This is a genomic window from Streptomyces sp. cf386, assembly GCF_900103585.1.
Taxonomy (GTDB): Bacteria; Actinomycetota; Actinomycetes; order Streptomycetales; family Streptomycetaceae; genus Streptomyces.
On the sequence record NZ_FNHV01000027.1, the window covers coordinates 11,637 to 30,646 of the forward strand.

General features: G+C 70.9%; 15 protein-coding genes and 1 pseudogene. 7 read left to right on the plus strand and 9 right to left on the minus strand.

The features are described 5' to 3' along the window. The first annotated feature begins 409 nt into the window (after positions 1 to 409). Together BLU79_RS41795 and BLU79_RS41800 are read left to right on the plus strand one after the other, a co-directional pair. A complete protein-coding gene (locus BLU79_RS41795; protein ID WP_177001382.1) occupies positions 410 to 1,243 on the plus strand; it encodes an alpha/beta fold hydrolase in 834 nt (277 codons plus the stop codon). Between the two features lie 50 nt (positions 1,244 to 1,293). Continuing rightward, positions 1,294 to 2,115, plus strand: a complete 822-nt coding sequence (locus BLU79_RS41800) for an SCO6745 family protein (protein WP_093911339.1) — start codon at positions 1,294 to 1,296, stop codon at positions 2,113 to 2,115. Between the two features lie 236 nt (positions 2,116 to 2,351). On the opposite strand, the gene BLU79_RS41805 is transcribed toward BLU79_RS41800, so the two are convergent. Further along, complete coding sequence (locus BLU79_RS41805; RefSeq protein ID WP_093911280.1) at positions 2,352 to 2,750, minus strand: hypothetical protein; 399 nt, start codon at positions 2,748 to 2,750, stop codon at positions 2,352 to 2,354. Positions 2,751 to 2,907: 157 nt separating this feature from the next. On the opposite strand from BLU79_RS41805, the gene BLU79_RS41810 reads away from it, so the two are divergent. Further along, positions 2,908 to 4,173 (plus strand): cytochrome P450 family protein, encoded by a 1,266-nt coding sequence (locus BLU79_RS41810; RefSeq protein WP_177001383.1) that lies wholly within the window; start codon positions 2,908 to 2,910, stop codon positions 4,171 to 4,173. On the opposite strand, the gene BLU79_RS41815 is transcribed toward BLU79_RS41810, so the two are convergent. Genes BLU79_RS41815 through BLU79_RS41835 form a run of 5 tightly spaced genes read right to left on the minus strand, consistent with a single transcriptional unit; the run spans position 4,174 to position 8,224 of the window. Beyond that, on the minus strand, positions 4,174 to 5,541 hold the full coding sequence (locus tag BLU79_RS41815) for a cytochrome P450 (RefSeq protein ID WP_093911282.1): 1,368 nt from the start codon (positions 5,539 to 5,541) through the stop codon (positions 4,174 to 4,176). It abuts the gene before it with no gap. After that, positions 5,538 to 6,140 carry a GTP-binding protein gene (locus tag BLU79_RS41820; RefSeq protein WP_093911283.1) on the minus strand — a complete coding sequence of 201 codons (603 nt, stop codon included), beginning with the start codon at positions 6,138 to 6,140 and terminating at the stop codon, positions 5,538 to 5,540. Before BLU79_RS41820 ends, BLU79_RS41815 begins: the two co-directional genes overlap by 4 nt. Then, positions 6,118 to 6,477 (minus strand): DUF742 domain-containing protein, encoded by a 360-nt coding sequence (locus tag BLU79_RS41825; protein WP_093911284.1) that lies wholly within the window; start codon positions 6,475 to 6,477, stop codon positions 6,118 to 6,120. The genes BLU79_RS41820 and BLU79_RS41825 overlap by 23 nt, the downstream gene beginning before the upstream one ends. After that, on the minus strand, positions 6,474 to 6,887 hold the full coding sequence (locus tag BLU79_RS41830) for a roadblock/LC7 domain-containing protein (protein WP_093911285.1): 414 nt from the start codon (positions 6,885 to 6,887) through the stop codon (positions 6,474 to 6,476). The genes BLU79_RS41825 and BLU79_RS41830 overlap by 4 nt, the downstream gene beginning before the upstream one ends. Next, positions 6,884 to 8,224 carry an ATP-binding protein gene (locus BLU79_RS41835; RefSeq protein ID WP_093911286.1) on the minus strand — a complete coding sequence of 447 codons (1,341 nt, stop codon included), beginning with the start codon at positions 8,222 to 8,224 and terminating at the stop codon, positions 6,884 to 6,886. Before BLU79_RS41835 ends, BLU79_RS41830 begins: the two co-directional genes overlap by 4 nt. Positions 8,225 to 8,510: 286 nt before the next feature. Here BLU79_RS41835 and BLU79_RS41840 point away from each other — a divergent pair, with 286 nt between their 5' ends. Both BLU79_RS41840 and BLU79_RS41845 read left to right on the plus strand, forming a co-directional pair. Beyond that, positions 8,511 to 9,467 carry an AraC-like ligand-binding domain-containing protein gene (locus BLU79_RS41840; RefSeq protein ID WP_371132043.1) on the plus strand — a complete coding sequence of 319 codons (957 nt, stop codon included), beginning with the start codon at positions 8,511 to 8,513 and terminating at the stop codon, positions 9,465 to 9,467. A 121-nt stretch (positions 9,468 to 9,588) separates the two neighbouring features. Further along, a pseudogene (locus tag BLU79_RS41845) lies at positions 9,589 to 9,879 on the plus strand (MFS transporter); the annotation flags it as partial. A 14-nt stretch (positions 9,880 to 9,893) separates the two neighbouring features. Here BLU79_RS41845 and BLU79_RS41850 read toward each other — a convergent pair. The 3 genes from BLU79_RS41850 to BLU79_RS41860 all read right to left on the minus strand — a co-directional run bounded on the left by BLU79_RS41850 (position 9,894) and on the right by BLU79_RS41860 (position 16,210). Further along, positions 9,894 to 10,991 carry a MerR family transcriptional regulator gene (locus BLU79_RS41850; protein WP_177001395.1) on the minus strand — a complete coding sequence of 366 codons (1,098 nt, stop codon included), beginning with the start codon at positions 10,989 to 10,991 and terminating at the stop codon, positions 9,894 to 9,896. A gap of 201 nt (positions 10,992 to 11,192) precedes the next feature. Next, a complete protein-coding gene (locus BLU79_RS41855; protein WP_218137831.1) occupies positions 11,193 to 14,444 on the minus strand; it encodes a carboxyl transferase domain-containing protein in 3,252 nt (1,083 codons plus the stop codon). 2 nt (positions 14,445 to 14,446) lie between these two features. Further along, positions 14,447 to 16,210, minus strand: a complete 1,764-nt coding sequence (locus BLU79_RS41860; protein WP_093911340.1) for an AMP-binding protein — start codon at positions 16,208 to 16,210, stop codon at positions 14,447 to 14,449. 941 nt (positions 16,211 to 17,151) lie between these two features. Between BLU79_RS41860 and BLU79_RS41865 the strand changes: the two genes are divergently transcribed. Next, positions 17,152 to 17,925, plus strand: coding sequence for a calcium-binding protein (locus tag BLU79_RS41865; RefSeq protein WP_093911291.1), 774 nt, complete (start codon positions 17,152 to 17,154; stop codon positions 17,923 to 17,925). A 64-nt stretch (positions 17,926 to 17,989) separates the two neighbouring features. After that, positions 17,990 to 18,766 carry a calcium-binding protein gene (locus BLU79_RS41870; RefSeq protein ID WP_093911292.1) on the plus strand — a complete coding sequence of 259 codons (777 nt, stop codon included), beginning with the start codon at positions 17,990 to 17,992 and terminating at the stop codon, positions 18,764 to 18,766. The last annotated feature ends 244 nt before the right edge of the window (positions 18,767 to 19,010 follow it).

Genomic DNA, 19,010 nt, shown 5'->3' on the forward strand with positions numbered 1-19,010 from the left:
GCAGCACCGACCGACGCCTGATCTCGCAGATCGCCCCGCACCGGCGTCGGCGTCGGCGTCCTGGACAGGCAAGCCGTGAGGTCGCCCGCCGATGAGGACGCCCGGGATCTTGAGGGATTCCCTGGTGGAACAGTCCTGCTGACGAGCTCTTACGGCTGTGGGGCCGCGCTGCAGCGGAACCGCTCCTGGCCAGGCCGGAGCGCCAGACCGGCGGGGCCACGTCAGAGGCGCCGACGCTAATCCGGGCACGCCGGCGCCCCCAGGTGAGCGTGCCGATCCGCGGCTTGCGCAGGCTCAGCGGCACGTCGCGCGGGCGACCTCGCGCCCTGTCCCGCGCGGTCGCGGCCTTGACAGGGCGCTCCCCTGCCTGAAGGCTACCGACCAGTCGGTATGAAAGGTGGGTCGCGTCGTGCCCGAGCAGAGCATCTCCACCGGTGCGGGCGTGTTCGACGCGATCGTGGCGGGTCCGCCCGAGGGCCGCCCGGTGCTGCTGCTGCACGGCTTTCCCCAGAGGGGGCTGGCGTGGCAACGGCAGATCACGGAGTTGGCCGAGCAGGGCTATCAGGTGGTGGCGCCCGACCAGCGTGGGTACTCCCCCGGCGCCCGCCCCCAGCGGCCCGAGGACTATCGCATGAGTCTTCTCGTCGACGACGTGGTCGCGATCACTGAGAAACTGGGCTGGGCGACGTTCGACCTGGTCGGCCACGACTGGGGAGGCGCGGTGGCCTGGTGGACCGCTGACGCCCATCCCAGCCGCATACGCACCCTGACGGTTGTCTCGACACCGCATCCCGGCGCTCTGGCCACCGCCCTGCGCACCGACGAGGACCAGCGCAACCGCTCGCACTACATGATCGACTGGCGTGAAACACCCGCGACCGAGGAGCGCATGCTGGCCCACGATGCCCAGCTGCTTCGCGCTCTGTACGCAGGAAAGATTCCGCAGGCCAGCGCCGAGGCCTATGTGCGGCACCTGTCCCAGCCAGGCGCTCTCACCGCCGCGCTGAACTGGTACCGGGCAGGCCGCCCCGACGGCAAGATCGGCACCATCGGTGTGCCCACGCTGTACGTCTGGAGCACGAACGACAGCGCGTTCGGCCCGGCGGCGGCACAGGAAACCGAGCGGTGGGTCAACGGGCCGTACCGCTTCGAGACCCTCGAGGGCGTCAGCCACTGGGTCCCCGAGGAGGCGCCCGAACCGCTGAGCCGTCTACTGCTCGAACACCTGCGAGCGCACGGCTAGTACAGAACCGCAGCGCATACCCCGTCCCCCGACTCTCCGAAGAGGTGACCGTGAAGACAGCGCGTGCAGCCTGGCGCGGACTCGAGCCCGTGCACGGCATGATCTACTTCGTCCCTGAGGCAAGGCGACGGTACGCGGACCTCGGACTGAGCGGACGCGCCGGCTACTTCACCTCCCGCAGCGCCGCGTTCGGCCGAGCATCCGCCGAGCTGGTCACCGCGACCTTCTACAACTTCAACCCCGATCTCGTACGGCAGGCGCTCGACGGCGCCTGGGACGCAACGACGCCGCAGCAGGTGCTGGACGCGCGGTACGCCGCGGCGGGCGAAGCCCTGCGGCGGGCGGGAATCCACGAACTGCCCGCCCTGGGCGAGGTCCTGGCACTGACCCGCCGGGCCGCCGAGGCAGCATGCGAACACGCCCAGGGCCGCCCGCTGTTCGCCGCGCATGCCGCACTGCCCTGGCCGAAGGAGCCGGTGCCGCAACTGTGGCACGCCCAGACGCTGCTCCGGGAGTTCCGTGGAGATGGCCATGTCGCCTGCCTGCTGAGCGAGGGCGTCGGGGCTTTGGAAGCCCTGGTTCTGCACGCCGCCACCGGCGAGGTCCCCGTCGACTTCCTCAAGGCCAGCCGCGCATGGCCCGAGGAGGAGTGGGTCGACACCCAGGAGCGCCTACGCAAGCGAGGTCTCCTCGAAGGCGACTCCCTCAGCCCGGAGGGCGTACTTCTGCGTCGCCACATCGAGGACCGCACCGACCGCCTCGCCCTTCCCGCCTACGCCGCCCTGGGCGACGCCGACTGCGAACGCCTCGCCGAACTCGCCGGCCCCTTCGGCCGCGCCGTCGTCGAAGCCGGCCTTCTCAAGCTCGGCTGACCGGGCCCTTGCCCCTCCGCCCCCTGACCCCGCCGTCCCAGGCGACCGTCCCTCCGGAACCCGCCCGCGCACCCGCGCAGCACGGGAGCCGAGAACATCGATCGGCTGGGCACGCCGGGAGGGAGGCGATTCCGCTGGCCAAGGTCCGCCGCATCAGAGTTGCGGGCATCGCCGAGCGACGGCATGCCCCTCGCGTGTCCCACCCCGGCCGGGCTCAGGTTCGGCCGCGGCGGGTGTCAGATGGTGGGCGAATTCCCGCGGAGGAGGGCCGTGCGGAGGGCGGAGTGCAGGCGGGGTGTGTTCGTCCACTCGTGGTCGCGCGACGGGGAGACCCGCCAGTACAGACCGGGGCGCGTGACGCGGTGCAGCGGGGGGATCGCCACGTGGCAGCCCCGGCCAAGGACACGCACCTGCGGCAGCTCCCAGTCGGCGGCGGAGCCAGGAGGAATCAGCCAGTACAGGCGTCCGCCGAAGCCGTCCCCGATCACGGCTCCCGTCTCGTCTCCGAGGTTGCGGAGTGCGTCGATCCCGAGGTCGAGCGGTACGCGTACGGCGTCCCACCAGCCACCCGCGGCCACGATCCGCACCTCGACACTGCCCGGTTGCATCCACCACGGGGTCCCGCCGACTGTCATCGCACTCACCGGCTCTCCGATCCGACACCCCGGACCGTAGGGCGGAGGCGAACCGCCGGCTTGCCTCCGCACGCAAGGAAGTTGTCCCCGTGCGCAGCCTGCGGGGACGGCTCTCACCCGGGCACGCTACGTTCAAGTAGCTTTACAGGTCGTATTGATGTGCGAGCGCCAGGAGGCTTCCGTGGGACACCCCTGCCCCTTAGTGATCGACCCGACCGGCCGTGACATCCACGGCGAGGCCGCCCGGATACGCGAGCGCGGATCGGTGACCCTCGTCGAACTGCCCGACGGTGTGCGGGCCTGGGCCGTCAGCAGTCCCGAACTCCTCAAGCGCCTGCTCACCGATCCACGCGTCTCCAAGGACCCGCGCCGGCACTGGCCCCAGTGGATCAACGGCGAGATCTCCCCGGAATGGCCGCTGTTCACCTGGGTCGCGGTGCAGAACATGTTCACCGCCTACGGAGGTGAACACAAACGGCTGCGCGCCCTGGTCTCCAAGGCGTTCACCGCACGCCGCAGCATGGCGCTCCGACCCCGCGTCGAGGAGATCGCCACGGCCCTGCTGGAGCGGGTCGAGAAGGCCGGACGACACGGCCAAGTCGTCGATCTGCGGGAGGAGTTCTGCTATCCGCTGCCGATCCAGGTGATCAGCGAACTCTTCGGCCTGCCCGATGAACAGGGTGCGGAGCTACGGGCCGTCGTGGATGGCGTCTTCCACACCTCCGCCACCCCGGAGGAAGTCACCGACATCTACGTACGGTTCTACGCGGCGATGGGCCAACTCGTCGCTCTCAAGCGGCGGTCGCCGGGCGACGACCTGACCTCGGCGCTCATCGCGGCCCGCGACGACGGCGACACCGGGCTGAGCGAGCAGGAGCTGCTCGACACCCTGGTGCTCATGGTCAGCGCCGGCCACGAGACCACGGTCAACCTGATCGACAACGCCATCCACCTCCTGCTGACCCATCCGGACCAGCTCGCCCACCTCCGCTCCGGCCGCGTCTCCTGGGAGGACGTGGTCGAGGAGGCGCTACGCGTGGAGGCGCCCGTCGCCAGCCTGCCGCTGCGGTATGCCGTCGAGGACCTCGTGATGAGCGAGTTCGGCGGCCCGGACGGGGTGGTGATCGGCAAGGGTGAGGCCATCCTCGCCGCCTACGCGGCCGCGGGACGTCACCCCGGGAAGTACGGCGAGGACGCCGACCGATTCGACGTCGCCCGCACCGACAAGGAGCACCTCGCCTTCGGCCACGGCGTGCACTTCTGCCTGGGCGCCCCGCTGGGGCGGCTGGAGGCCCGCATCGCACTCCAAGCGCTCTTCGACCGCTTCCCCGGACTCCGACTCGCGGTTTCTCAGGACGAGTTGGAGCCGGTCGACTCGTTCATCTCCAACGGCCACCGCTCCCTTCCGGTGCGCCTGTCCTGATCACTCGCCACGCCACCACGTCAGCAGCCGGGCGCCCCATCCTCGCCGCACGCGGCCGGCCTCGGGCACCTCGGACGGCCGGGGTGGTGGCGCGGTGCGCTGCACAGGCGACTCGTCGCCGACGGTGGAGGGGGTGGACGAGGTGACGGCGGCCGACTGGAACGTCACCGGCAGCGCGGCCAGCGCGCGGTGGAAGGGGCCCGGCCGCCAGACCAGTTCCTCCACGGGTACGGCGGGTTCGACGTCCGGAAGGCGGTCGAGCAGCTTCTCCACCGCGACCGCCGCGATCAGCCGGGCCGGACCCTGCGCCGGGCAGTTGTGCGGGCCCGCGCTCCACGCCAGGTGGGCGCGGTTGCCCGCGCGCTGATCCGCCGTCAGGGACGGGTCGGTGTTCGCCGCGGCGAGACTGACCACGAGCGGATGCCCCGCCCGCAGCAGCACCCCTTCGTACACGACGTCATGGATCGGGTAGTGCACCGCGTAGTTGGCCATGGGCGGGTCGGTCCACAGCACCGCGTCGAGGGCGTCCTCCACCGGCAGGCTGCCGCCCGAGAGGGTGCCCGCGAACCGGTCGTCGGACAGCAGCAGCCGCAGGCCGTTGGCGATCAGGTTCTGCTGGGGCTCGGTACCCGCGCCCATGAGCAGCACGAGGGTGTGCACCATCTCCTCGTCCGTGAGCCCGGCGGGATGGGCCATGAGCCAGGACGTCACATCCGGCCCGGGCCGTCGGCGCTTCAGTGTGACGAGGTCCAGCAGCGTCGTCGCGAGCAGGTCGTTCGCCTTATCGGCGTCCACTCCGTCGAAGATCCCGGACATCCCCTGCACCAGCCGCTCTCCGTAATCGGCCGGGCAGCCGAACAGGCGGTTGAACACCAGCAGGGGAAGCACCTGGGCGTACTCACCGAGCAGATCGGCCTGCCCGGCCGGGGCGATGCGGTCGATGAGCGTGTCCGCGCTCGCCTCGACATAGCCGCGCAGGGTGGCAGGGGCCACCCGGGCCACGCTGTCGGTGATCGCGCCGCGCAGCCTGCGGTGTTCCGCGCCGTCGGCCCACAGCGCGTTCGGCCGGTACATCATCATCGGCACGACCGGGCTGTCCAGGGGTACGGTGCCGTCCGCCAAGTCCTTCCAGCGGCGGGGGTCCTTGGAGAACGTCTCGGTGCTGCGCAGCACGTGCAGGGCGGCGTCGTACCCGACGACGAGCGAGGCCCGCACGCCGGGCGCCAGTTCGACCGGCGCGATCGGGCCGACGTCGCGCAACCGCCGATAGACGGCTGCCGGGTCGGTGGCGAACTCGGGCCCGTGCAGGGACTCGTGCGCAGGGTGCGCGGGGCAGCCCGGCGGCGGATTGGGCGGTACGGAGGTCACGCATGCTCCAGGTGGCCGGTGCGAGTGAGGAGGTACTCGACGAGACGGATGAGTGCCCGCGTGGCCGAGACCCGGTCGCGGGCGTCGCAGCGGACGAGGGGAGTTTCGGGCAACAGGTCGAGGGCCTCGCGCACCTCGTCGAGCGCGTACGCGGGGGCGTCGTGGAACTGGTTCAGGGCGACCGCGTACGGCAGTCCGTGCTCCTCCAGTACGCCCATGACCTCGAACGACTGGCTGAGGCGGCGGCTGTCGGCGAGGACGAGCGCGCCGAGCGCGCCCCGGGTCATGTCCTGCCACAGCCGGGTGAAGCGCTGCTGGCCCGGGGTGCCGAAGAGGTAGAGCACCAGGCGGTCGTTGAGGGTGAGCCGACCGAAGTCGAGGGCGACCGTGGTGGTCGTCTTGTCCCTCATGCCCGCCAGGTCGTCGACGAGGGCGCCGGCCTCGGTCATGACCTCCTCGGTGCACAGGGGCCGGATCTCGGAGAGCGTGCCGACGAACGTGGTCTTGCCGACCGCGAAGTGGCCCACGATCAGCAGCTTGACCGCCGTCTGCACGCTGGGCCGCAGGTAGACGTCGTCAGAGGCGGGCGCGGAGTCCATCGAGCACCTCCTGGAGGATTCTGGCGTCGGTCGGCCGGGCGGCGGGGATCGGGGCGCGGGTGACGATGTGGCCGCTGTCCATGAGATCGGCGATCAGCACTTTGGCCACACCGACCGGCAGCGGCAGGTGGCCGGCCACCTCGGCGACCGACAGGGCTCCGGGCCGGCACAGCTCCACGAGCCTGCGCTTTTCCGGGTTGAGTCCGGTCAACGGCAGATCGTCGGTGGCGATCAGCAGCGTGACCAGGTCAAGGGTGTTGCGGGTCGGGTGGGCGCGGCCGTCCGTGACGACGTACGACCGCACCAGCCTGTCTGCGGGGCGGCGCCGGGGTGTCATGCCGGGCTGCCGGTGTCCTGCCGGGCGGGGCTGGTCAGCTCCTTGCCGAGCCGGTCGACGAGTTTGTGCATGCGGTAGGTGACCGCCTCCATGTCGACGTCCTCGCCGGTGGAGACGGCGAGGTAGGCGCCCTCGCCGGCGGCGACCAGGAAGACGTAGCCGTGTGCGAACTCGATCATGGTCTGCCGCCACGGGGTGTGCGCGGAGCCGCAGAACTCGGCCGTGCTGCGGCTGATCGACTGGACGCCGGACAGACCCGCGGCCAGCCGTTCGGCGTCGTCGCGGTCGATGTCCTTGGAGAAGGCGCGGAGCATGCCGTCGGCGGAGAGCAGGATCGCGTGACGCGCCTGCGGCACCTTCAGCACCTCGTCCAGCATCCAGCCCAACGTGTTGTTGGTGGGCCCGGTCATTCGTGGCTGTTCCCTTCGTCGTCGTGGAGCGTGTGCCGGGCGTCCCTGCCGGAGCGGGTGCCGCGTGCGAAGGCGCCCATACGCCGGGCGTTCTCCTCGGCCGAGCGGCCGCCGACCTCGTCGGCCGCTACGGGCTGCGGGGCCGGTTGCCGTGGGGAGCGGCGACGGCGCCTGGGCAGGCCGCCCGGCGTCGTCGCCTCCGCGGGTTCGGGTGCGGGGGCGGCCGGATCTGCGGTGGGGGCCGTGCCGGGCGAGAGCGTCTGCGCAGGGGGGTGCGCGGGCGCGGCGGATGTGGGCGCGGGCGGTTCGGCGGGCGGCACGGGCGCCTGGACGGCGGCGTCCAGGTGCGTGAGCAGGGCGGCCGGCAGGAACACCACCGCGCGTACACCGCCGTACGGGGAGAGCGTGTCCACGGAGACGCTGAACCCGTAGCGCTCGGTGAGCGCCCCGATGACGGCGAAGCCGAAACGGGGCGGGTCACCGAGCCGGACGATGTCCACGTCGTGTGTGCGGGCGAGCAGTTCGGCAGCGTGCTCGGCCGCCTGGCCGTCCATGCCGACCCCGGCGTCGTCGATCACCACGCAGGCGCCGTTGTGCACCGTCTGGACGGTGACCTCGACGGTCGTGCCCGGCTGCGAGTGACGCGCCGCATTGTCGAGCAGTTCGGCGACCGCCAGGACCACCGGTTCGACGGCCCTGCTCCGCACGGCGATGTCGACCTCGCCGTTGATACGGATGCGCCGGTAGTCGCGGATACGGGAGGTGGCGCCGCGTACGACCTCCACGAGCGCGGAGGTGGCACGCTGGCGGCCCGGCCACGAGCCGCACAGCACGGCGATGGCCTGGGCACGGCGGCCGAACTGGGCGTTGGTGTGGTCGATTTCGAGCAGGTCGCTCAGCACGCCGGGGTTGTCGTGCCGATCCTGCATCTCGGAGATGGACACCTGTTGTTCGTTGGCCAAGGCCTGGATGGAGCGCATCGACGCCTTCAAGGCGGCCTTCGCCGACTGGTCGGCGCTTGACCGGGCGTGCTCGACCGCACCGGCGAATCGCTCCACGACACCGTCGAGACACTTCGCGAACTCCGTGTCGGCGAGCCGGGTGTCGAGCAGGCCTACGGCCCGGACCTGCTGGTGGGGCGCGTCCTCCAGGGCCGGCAGCCGGGCCGAGACGAGGTGCCGCAGTTCCTCGTCCCGTGCCCGAAGGCCGTCCCCCAATTCGGCGTTCCGTCTGCGCTGCCGTGCGGTGATGCCGCGTTCGCGCACCAGCAGCACGGCGACGGCGAACAGGCCCACGGCCAGGAACCAGAACACCGCCTCCGGTATCTGTTCCGTCATCAAGTCCTCACAGCGGGTGGCGGGTCGACGGGCAGCGCACGACGGTAGTGGCGCGTCCGCATCCGGACTTGTCCGTGCGCGCAAGGAAGTTGCCGCGGGACGCACGCCCGTTCGTGAGACCTGCAGATCGCGACCGGCTCGGCTCTGGCGTAGGCCGATGAGGCCGATACGAGTTCCGGAAACCGATTGCTGGTCCCTAGGCTGCGCCGAACAACAGTCCTCGAACGCAGGAGCGTTCGGGGCTGCTCCCGAGGCCGTCGGGAGACGGCGCAGCAAAGGGGATGCGTTGCCCACGGGAAGCTACGTCGTGGAGACGACGAGGACCGCCGAGGTCGGAGCCCGCGAGCAGACCGATCTGTGGAGTGAGCGCGTCGCGGCGTACCAGACCAGGATGGACTACAGGTACGCCCGCGCCGAGGGCTTCCGCGGCGAGATGATCCGGCAAGGCAGCGACAGCTACCAGGTCGTCACCTGGTACAGCGACCAGATCGAGTACGCCCGCACACCGGGCCTGATCCGTCAGATGCCCGACCCCGACTACCGGCTCCTCTTCCCGCTCGCCGGCGAACTGCTCCTGCGGCAGGACGACCAAGAGGTGCGGCTGACGCCGGGCAAGGGCAGCCTGATCACGCTCGGTGCGCCCTTCGAGATCCTGCACGGCGCATCCCTGCGCGGTGTCATCATGTCGATCCCGGCCCAAGAGATCGACGGCCCGCTGAACCGAAAGGCGCCGCTGGCCACCGGGCTCGATCTGACCAAGGGGCTGGGCCGTGTGGTGCACTCCATGGTGCGCGGCCTGAACGACGAGCGTGGCCATCTCACCACCCCGCAGTTCGACGCCGTCTGCGACCGCGTCGTCGAGCTGCTGTGCATGCTCGCCTGCGGGGACGACCGTCCCGACGTCCCGGGGCAGCTGACCGAGGTGGAGGCGGTGGTCCGCCGCCATGTGCGCGAGCACGCGGCCGACCCCGGCCTGTCCGGCGCCTCCATGGCCCGTGCCCTCGGCTGGTCCCTCCGCCAGATCCAGCTCGCGCTCCAACACGTGGGCACCACGCCCCGCGACCTGATCCGCGAGGAGCGCCTGCGTCTGGTCCGCGAGCGTCTCCTGCGCGCCGACTGCGCGCACATGACGATCACGGACCTGACGTACGCCTCGGGCTTCTCCTCGGCGAGTGCGATGAGCACGGCCTTCCGGCGGCGCTTCGGGGTGAGCCCCCGGGAAATGCGTGCCAAGGCCCGCTGATCCCGCCCGCACCATGTAGGTCAGGGGCCCAGGCGCGCACCGGCACAACCGGTCGGCCTGCGGGCGAACACGCAGGAACTCCAGTGGTTCGGCAGTCGCATGGTCTTCGTCGTCGGCATCGTCGACCCTGCTGTCCCAGGCCGTGCCCGAGCGGCCGCGCGGGATGGCGCTGGGTGTCTGGTCCGGGGTGAACGGCCTGGCCATGGCCATGGGCCCCGTGGTGGGCGGCGCGTTGGTCGACGGCCTGGACTGGCGGTGGATCTTCCGGATCAACGTGCCGGTGCGCGTGATCGCCATTCCGTTGGTCGCCTCGGCAAAGGTTCTGGGCGCGTTCGCGGTTGGCGTGGTTCTGGCGGCCGCCTTCGTCGCCACTGGTATGCCGCCGGTCCTGTCCACAGAGCCACGACGCTGACGCGGCGAGGCGGTTCAAGCGATGAGCAGGCGGAGGCCGAGATCTGCCGCGTCGAGGCCGGCGAGGTCGCTGTTGCGCTCGGCCCACCGGCCGGAGTCGAGGTCTTCGCTGAGGCTTCGCACCGCACGCTGCTCGACCTCCGGCCCGACTCTCGTCCACACCGACATCGCACGGCGCACGTGATCCTCCAGATAGGCCCCCGGTCGACGCCAGTACGCCTCGAACAGGCCGTCAGCGCAGTCCCACGGGATGGGCACCGGCTCAGCGCGGGCGCCGACCGCGTCGGCCATCCCGGCAAGCGAGGGGAATTCCGCGAGGACGGCGGCGAACTCGGGCAGGTAGTCGCGAGTCAGCCAGAACCGGTCCTGCCATCCGGGCTCGTCGGTATCGAACGTGAGCACCACCACGCGGCGGGCCACGCGCCGCATCTCGCGCAGCCCCGCTATCGGGTCCCCCCAGTGGTGAACGGTGGAGACGGCCATCGCGACGTCGAAGGACCGGTCCTCGAACGGCAGGCTCTCGGCGGCGGCGGCCACGCACGGCGCCGAACCGGCAGGCCGCTGCCTCCGCATGACCGCCGATGGCTCCACTGCGGTCACGTGGCGATCCGCAGGCTCGTAGGAGCCAGTGCCGGCCCCGACGTTCAGCACCGCCTGCGCGTCCCCGAGCGCGTCCCAGATCTGCGCGGCGATCCGCGGCTCGGTACGCCGTGTCGCGGGGTAAGCGCCGCCGATCACGTCGTACAACCGCGCACCGAGCATCTCCAATTGCTCCTCCGGTGTCACCCTCTGTCCCTTCGCCCGTGCCTCAAGTTCCCTTTCGATAGCCGTCACCATGGCATCAGCACGATCACGCCGTTCCAGCAGCAGGCCGCGCAGTCGGCGCAGGTGCGCGACCGCGTCCGTGGAAGGGTCGTCGACCAATTCCGCAACCTCCCGCAGCCCGAAGCCCAACCGCCGATAGGCCAGCACCTCCCGCAGCCGCTCCACGTCGGCCACCGAATAGGCCCGGTACCCGGCCGCGGTCCGCGCCGACGGCCGAACGAGTCTGATCTCGTCATAGTGATGCAGCGTGCGGACGCTCACGCCGGCCAGCTCGGCCACGCGTCCCACGGTCCAGTGATCCTCCACGGCACCGACTATGCAGTCTGACGCCACGTGAGGGTCAAGAGCCTCACTCACGGCAGCAAGAGCCGAACGCGAAGCAGCGGTCCGAGGCGACTCCTACGAGGCAGAACGATGGTCCGGCTCAGCGAAGCAGGCGTCCCCGACGACCTTGGAAGAACGGGCCGTGCGCCGGGCGTCGGCGGGCCTTCACCAGGTGTCGACGCAGCGGCGCGAGCCGCGCTGCCCGGGCTCGGGGTCATGCAGCAGCGTGCTGATCCAGCGTCGGGACTCGGCCGGGTCGATGACGTCGTCGATCTCGAAGACCGATGCGACATTGAGGGCCTTGCCGTGCTCGTAGGCGGCCGCGACCCTGCGGGCGAACTCCCGCTCGCGCTCGTCCACGTCCTCGATGGCCGCCAGCTCCCGGCGGTAGCCCAGCCGCACCGCACCCTCGATGCCCATCGGCCCGAACTCGCCTGTGGGCCACGCCACCGTGAACCGGGGGATGCGGAAGCCGCCGCCGGCCATGGCCTGGGCGCCCAGCCCGTAACCCTTGCGCAGCACGATCACCCCGAAGGGCACCGTGAGCGCCGAGGCGTGTACGAACATGCGGCTGACATGCCGGACCGTCGCGGTCTTCTCCGCCTCGGGGCCGACCATGAACCCGGGTGTGTCGCACAGGGAGACCACCGGCAGCCCGAACGCGTCGCACAGTTGCAGGAAGCGGCTCGCCTTGTCGGCCGCGTCGGAGTCGATGGCGCCGCCCAGATGCCGCGGATCGTTGGCGAGGATGCCGCACGGGCGGCCCTCCACCCGGGCCAGAGCGGTGACGACGCCGCGTCCGAAGTGCCGTCGCAGCTCCAGGACGGAGTCCGCGTCGGCGAGGGTGGCGACGACCGCACGCACGTCGTACGCCCGCCGCCGGTTCTCGGGAATGAGGTGGCGCAGTCGGCGCTGGTCGGGGCACTCCCATTTCGTCACCGGGCCCTGGAAGTACGACAGATACGTGCGCGCCAGCCGGACGGCATCCGCGTCGTCCTCGGCCTCGAGGTCGATGACGCCGTTCGCCCGCTGAACCTCGACCGGCCCGATGTCCTCCGGGGCATGGCTGCCCAGGCCCCCGCCCTCGATCATCGCCGGGCCGCCCATGCCGATGGTGGCCGTGGGCGTGGCGATGATGACGTCGCAGCAGCCGAGCAGCGCGGCGTTGCCGGCGAAGCAGCGCCCCGAGCCGATGCCGACCAGCGGCACCTGCCCGTTCAGGGACGCGAACAGCGCGAAAGCCATGCAGTCCAGGCCGGAGACCACCGTGCCGTCCACGTCGCCCGGCCGGCCGCCGCCCCCTTCGGCGAACAGGACGACGGGCAGGTGCGCCTGTTCGGCCAACGCGAAGAGCCGGTCCTTCTTGCGGTGGCCCATCATGCCCTGGGTGCCGGCCATCACGCTGTAGTCGTACGACATCGCCACCACGCGGGCGGACCCAGGGCCGAACCGCTCGGCCCCCACCGTGCCCACCCCGCCGACCAGGCCGTCGGCGGGGGTGCGGCGGATGAGATCGTCCAGGGACCGGCGGCTGCGCTGGGCGGCGATGGCCAGGCCGCCGTACTCGACGAAACTGCCCGGGTCACACAGGTCGGCGATGTTCTCACGGGCGGTGCGCCGCCCCTCGGCGTGCCGCCGGGCGACCATCTCGGGGCGGTCGGCGTCGTCGCCGAACCGCTTGCGCGCCCGCACCTCCTCCAGATCGGCGCGTGGGGCGTCCGGATCCGGCCGCTCCTCGGGGCGCGGCTCACCGTCCACCGCGCCGGTGGCCTCCATCACCACCAGCGGCTGACCGTGCTCGGCCAGTTCACCCGGCTCCGCCCGTACGGCGACGACCACGCCGTCGCCCGGCGCCTGGAGCAGGTGCTCCATCTTCATGGACTCCAGGACCACCAGGGTGCTTCCGGCCCGTACGCGCTCTCCTTCGGCGACGGCGACGTCGACGACGGTGGCCGTCATGGGGGCGGTGACGGTGAGCGTGCCCTGCGGCTCGAACGCGTCGAGGATCTCCTCGTTCTTCTCCGGGCCTGTCTCCTGCGGGACCAGTGCGGGCAGGAGTTCGTCGAGGAGCGCCGTGTGCAGCCGCCCGGCGACCACCTCGGGTGCCTCCAACAGCCGCCGCAGCACCTCGGCGTTGGTGGCGACTCCCTCCACCCTCAGCTCCGCAAGGGCGCGGCGGGCGCGGGCGAGCGTGTCGGGCAAGCTGCCGGAACCGTCGTGGGCGACGAGCTTGGCCAGCAGCGAGTCGAAGCGCGGGCTGACCCGACCACCCGGAAACGCGGCGGTGTCGACGCGCACACCCGGCCCGGCCGGCGGCCAGAAGACGTCCAGCGTGCCGGCGGAGGGCAGCACGGTCCCGTCGGGGCGAACCGTCTCGGCGTTGACCCGCACCTGCACCGCGCAGCCGCGGGGAACGGGAGCCTGCCCCGCCCCGACGCGGTCGAGGCTCTCGCCCGAGGCCACCCGCAGCTGAACCTTGACCAGGTCGATGCCGGTGACCTCCTCGGTGACGGTGTGTTCGACCTGGATGCGTGGGTTGGCCTCGAGGAAGTAGAAGCCCGGGGAGCCGTCGCCGGTGTCCACGAGGAACTCGAACGTGCCGAGACCGGCATAGGCGACCTCCCGGGCCATGCGCAGCGCCGCATCGTGCAGCCAGGCCCGCACCGCCTCGTCGAGGCCGGGCGCCGGCGCGATCTCCACGATCTTCTGGCGGTGCCGCTGCAGGCTGCAGTCGCGGTCGCCGTAGCCGACGACGGCGCCCGTGCCGTCGCCGAGCACCTGCACCTCGACATGGCGGGCACGCCGCAGCAACTGCTCGACGTAGACCGCGCCGTCGCCGAAGGCGTGAGAGGCTTCGGAACGGCAGCGCCGGACGGCCTCCTCCAACTGCCCTGCCTCGTACACCGCCCGCATGCCGCGCCCGCCGCCGCCGGCGACCGCCTTGACCATCACCGCGGCCCCCTCGCCGAGGCCTGCCATGAATGCACGCGCCTCCTCGATGCCGGTGTCGCCGTACGTCGCCGGCAGCACCGGCACGCCGAGGCGCGCGGCGAGTTCACGGGCCGCGGTCTTGTCGCCGAGCGTCCGCAGCACCTCGGGACGCGGCCCGACCCAGGTGAGTCCGGCGTCGGTGCACTGCTGTGCGAAGTCGGCGTTCTCGGCCAGCAGTCCGTAGCCGGGGTGGACCGCGTCGCAGCCCGTGCGCACCGCCGCGCCGACCAAGGCCGCCGCGTCCAGGAAGGCCCCCGGCCCCTCGCCGTCGAGCACCACGACCTCGTCCGCCATGCGGGTGTGCAGCGCGTCCGCCTCGTCGCGGGAGCGCAGCGCCACCGTCAGCAGGTCCAGTTCGCGGGCGGTGCGAATCACCCGTACCGCGATCTCACCGCGGTTGGCGACCAGCAGCTTGGCCAGACGCATCGTCACCGGTCCTTTTCGTCAGCATCGGCAGCGGCCGGGGACGCCGGAGACACGGCGATGCGCGCGGCCTGCTCCAGCAGCTCGCCCTTCTTCACCTTGCCGGTGGTGGTCATGGGCAGGGCGTCGACGCACCTCACCACGGGCACCTTGTACGGCGCCATGTTCGCCCGCGCCCAGGCGCGCACGCCCTCGGCGTCCAGCGCGGCGCCGGGGCGGGGCCGGACGAACGCCAGCGGCACCTGGCCCCGTTCGGGATCGTCCATCGGTACCACCGCCGCGGTCAGCACATCCGGGTGCCGGGCCAGCAGCGCCTCCAGCTCGGACGGGAAGACGCTCATACCCGAGACCTTGATCATCTCCTTGGTGCGGCCGAGGTAGTGCAGGCACCCGTCCTCGTCGATCATTCCGATGTCGCCGGTGTGCAGCCAGCCGTCGCGCAGGACCCGGGCGGTGGCCTCCGGCTGCCGCCAGTATCCGGTGAGCAGGGAGGGGGAGCGTACGAGGATCTCGCCGCGCTCGCCCAGCGGCAGCGGCTCGGCGCTCCCCTCGTCGGCCACCATGAACTCGGTTCCCGGCACGGGCAGTCCGCAGAAGACCGGCTCGGTCAGCAGGTCGTGGTCCCCGTGTTGGAACCCGGTGGTGAAGGAGTCCGCGGTGTGCGTCTCGGTCATGCCGTAGGCCGCCTCCTGCAGCACGCTGTGCTCGCCGACCAGGGAGCTCCACCGGGCCCGGATCGTCGGCGTCAGCTTGCGCACGAACGACATGGCCCGCGGCTGCGCCAGGCTGGACAGGTCGGTGCCGGGCAGGCCGGGATGCTCCATCAGCTCGACGTAGTTGTCGACCGTGCCCAGCATCAGCGTCACGTGGTACCGCTCGATCGCCTGCAGCACGGCCTCGGGGTCCCACCGGGTGAGCAGCACGATGCCGCTGCCGGTGAGCAGCGGCAGCAGGATGCCGAAGTCCTCGCCGGCGATCCAGAAGACCGGCACGTAGATCAGCAGCACGTCGGGGTTGTCGCCGGAGAGGTCCATGCCGCTGGCGGCCGCCGCCGTCGCCGCGGTGTAGAGCATGTGCCGCTGGGAGTGTTCGCACCCCTTGGGCAGACCGGTGGTTCCTCCGGTGTAGTTCAGGGCGGCGAGCGCATCCAGGTCGGCCGGTTCGTCCTGGCCGCGGGCGCCGCCGACGGCCTGCCCCCACCCCGTGCCGGTCGGGCCGGCACCTGCCAGGCCGGACGGCAGCGGCAGCACCGGATCGGAGGGGAGCATGTCGGCGAGGCTGGTGACGAGCACGCTCCGTACAGCTGTGTCGGACCGCACCGCCTCGACCAGCGGCCGCAGGGTGTCGAGAGTGATCAGGATCTCCACCCCGGCGTCTGCCAGCTCGTGCCGCAGCTCGTACTCCCGGAACATCGGGTTCACCGGGACGTGCACGGCTCCGGTGCGCAGGATGCCGAGCATGGCGACGATGAACTGCGGGCAGTTGGGCAGGAACACCCCGACGCGGTCTCCGGGGCATACGCCACTGCGCTGCAGCCAGCCGCACAGCCGCGCCGTCAGGTCCTCCAGCGCCGCGTACGTGATCTGCTCGCCGTAGAAGGTGATCGCGACGCGGTCGGGATGGCGCCGGGCCCAGTGCCGCAGGTGGTCGGTGAGCGGCCGTTGCCCGAACGGGTACAGCGCCTCCCTCGGCATCGAGGCCGGCCATACGCGCTGCTGGCGGGCCCGTACGTCGGCCAAGTACTCCTCCACGCGTGCGTTGTCCGCCACGACGGCCTCCACCCGGCTCTGGCATACCAACTGGTCGGCATGTGCCGCATCACCGTAGAGGGAGCCCGCGAGCCGGGACAAGGGTCCGGACGCAGCGGGAGCGGGCCGGGGGCTTCCGTCTCCTTGAACTGCGCGAGGCCGGGCCGGTGACTGCCGACCCGCCGACGGTGACCCCCACACCGGCAGGTCACGAACAAGCCAGAGCCGCGTCAGGAGGCTCGTGTACGTGTCCGAAGTGCTCTGGCGCGGTGGCGGCCCGGCCGCCACTGGACGCCCCTTGACGTCCACCTTTCACACCGAGGCAGGCCGGGATACCCAAGGCCGCCGGCGCAGAGCCCGAAGCCACTTGGACATGCCGGCGGAAAGCCCTGTTCACGAACCCTTTTAGATCGACCGTACGGGCCGAATCAACTCACCCCGCGACTAATTGAATTCGATACGGGTGAATCGTGAATTGACGCAGTCGGGGCCGATGCAAATCAAGCGCAGGCATGCGTGCAGTTCATCCATCCCCGGTCAGGGCGACGATCCACGCGCGGAGACCGTGTATTCGGCAATGGCGCTAATTCGGCTTCAGCACGGCCTCGCATCCCGGCATGCTCTGGGTGCCCAGGCGCAAGGGCCGATCACCGGTCGAGCAGGCGTCGGTCATGGCGCGATGGGAGGGGTCTTCGAGGACTGAGGACTGTTGAAAGCGGCAAGGACATCCGGATGTCGCGCCGGGATGGGCCGCAGCCGCACGTTCAGCGCTTGCGGCCACACCATTTCCCCGTTTCCCTCGCACTCCCCGAAGGCCGGCTATTGGGTCCCGGCTGCGGTCGGCAGACCACGCGCCGGAGCCGTCAATACCTGTCTCTTCCGATTGGCCCGGTGATCGAAGCAAAAGGAAATGCGCACGGCTGCGAGATCGAAATTAAGCGCCCTATCGTCAGGAGCAGGTCATGAAGAGAACGCGTCATCGCACTGTGGCACTTCTGGCCACGGTGTGCGGTTTCACTCTGTGCCTCACGGGCGTGGCCCGCGCGGCCGGCGCACCGACGCCACACATTCTCGCCACGACACTGGTGAACAAGACCGGCACCACCATCACGGTCACCGCCGGAGTCGGACGGGGCAACACGATCAGTGTCTGGCAGTCAGGCAGCAGCATCAGAATCAGAGACACCGGAGACACGGTCGCACCGTCCGGCGACTGCTACGCCATCAGCACGACCGAAGTCGCCTGCAGGGCCGCCGACACCACCGAACTCGTGGTCAACGCCGGCGACCAGGACGACAACGTCACCTCCTCGCTGGCGGCCCTCGGCGTCACCCTCATCGGCGGTGCCGGCAACGACAACCTCTACGGCGGCTCCGGCAACGACACCCTCGAAGGCGACGAGGGATCCGACTTCCTCTCCGGCGGCGCAGGCAACGACACGCTGACCGGAGGAGCCGAGGCGGACAGGATCTTCGGCGGCTCCGGCAACGACTCCATCGAGGGACGCGGCGGCTCGGACATCGTGGACGGCGGTGCCGGCAACGACGTGATCTACGGCGGCGGCGGCAACGAGCGGATCGTCGCCGGTGCCGGCAACGACTACGCCGAGGGCGGCAACGGCCGGGACACCATCGACGCCGTGGACAACGTCGGCGGCAACGACTACGTCGAAGGCGGCGCCGACGTGGACGACTGCCGTGCCGACTTGGGCGACAACGTCAGCGGATGCCCCTGACCAGCATGAGCGAGCAGCGTGCAAGCACCCGTACACGGCGAGACAACACGAAAGGCGGGCACCGATGAGAACACGAAGCATCTACACCACGGTGGTGGCGATCGGCGCACTCACCTGCGCCCCGCTGACCGCCGCCTCCGCCGCGCCCGGTGCGGCCCCCGGCGGAAGCCTAGCAGGCACCACAGTTGTGCAGGAGATGGACGACACCCTGGTCGTCACAGCCGACCAGGGTGTGGCGAACGACATCACCATCCGGCGTCGGGGCAACGTTGTTGTGGTGACGGACCAGGGGGACACCGTGTCCGCCGTCGCCCCGTGTCAGTCGACGGGGACGCACACGGCAGAGTGTCCGCTGCCCGTCACGTCGATACGGGTCAACACCGACGACGCCGATGACAGCGTCACCATCTCCCCGAATCTGGAGGCCGCCGGGACGGTGATCGGCGGTGCGGGTGACGACCGCCTCAACGGCGGCCCCCGGGCGGACCGGCTCGTCGGCGACGACCCGACTGCCACCGGACTGCGGGCGACGCCGGGCAACGACACCATCAACGGCGGCCCCGGCAACGACACGATCTCCGGGTTGGCCGGCAACGACACCATCAATGGCAATGCCGGCAATGACACCCTCAACGGCGACGACGGCAACGACACCCTCAGTGGTGACCAGGGCAACGACACCCTCAACGGGGGCCGCGGCAACGACACGCACATCGGCGGCGAGGGCAACGACACCCTCAACGCCGTGGACAACGTGATCGCCAACGACAGCCTCGACGGCGGCCTCGGCTTCGACACCTGCAACCGCGACACCGGCGACACGGCCCTCAACTGCCCCTGATCAACGACCCTTCGTGCGGCCGGATGTGAAACTCACGAGGCCGCAGGTTCAAGTCCCCTCGTCCCGACAGTTCCCCGGTACCGCATGGCACTCTGTCGTCGGGTCGGGGAAGCGTGAGAGCCCCCTGGGACCGATCGGGTCGGAGGCGTCGCCGGACAGCCGTACCGGCTGTCCGGCGACAGGACCAATCCCGGCACCGCGCTCACCCGCCCACAGACCGAGTCGCATCGACCGGCTTGGGCTT

Bases quoted from the DNA above. Each gene is read 5' to 3' on its own strand.
- BLU79_RS41810 (WP_177001383.1), top strand. From the start codon at position 2,908: ATGTGCGAGCGCCAGGAGGCTTCCGTGGGACACCCCTGCCCCTTAGTG.
- BLU79_RS41870 (WP_093911292.1), top strand. From the start codon at position 17,990: ATGAGAACACGAAGCATCTACACCACGGTGGTGGCGATCGGCGCACTC.
- BLU79_RS41835 (WP_093911286.1), bottom strand. From the start codon at position 8,224: ATGACGGAACAGATACCGGAGGCGGTGTTCTGGTTCCTGGCCGTGGGC.
- BLU79_RS41805 (WP_093911280.1), bottom strand. From the start codon at position 2,750: ATGACAGTCGGCGGGACCCCGTGGTGGATGCAACCGGGCAGTGTCGAG.
- BLU79_RS41830 (WP_093911285.1), bottom strand. From the start codon at position 6,887: ATGACCGGGCCCACCAACAACACGTTGGGCTGGATGCTGGACGAGGTG.
- BLU79_RS41865 (WP_093911291.1), top strand. From the start codon at position 17,152: ATGAAGAGAACGCGTCATCGCACTGTGGCACTTCTGGCCACGGTGTGC.
- BLU79_RS41855 (WP_218137831.1), bottom strand. From the start codon at position 14,444: ATGCGTCTGGCCAAGCTGCTGGTCGCCAACCGCGGTGAGATCGCGGTA.
- BLU79_RS41825 (WP_093911284.1), bottom strand. From the start codon at position 6,477: ATGACACCCCGGCGCCGCCCCGCAGACAGGCTGGTGCGGTCGTACGTC.
- BLU79_RS41820 (WP_093911283.1), bottom strand. From the start codon at position 6,140: ATGGACTCCGCGCCCGCCTCTGACGACGTCTACCTGCGGCCCAGCGTG.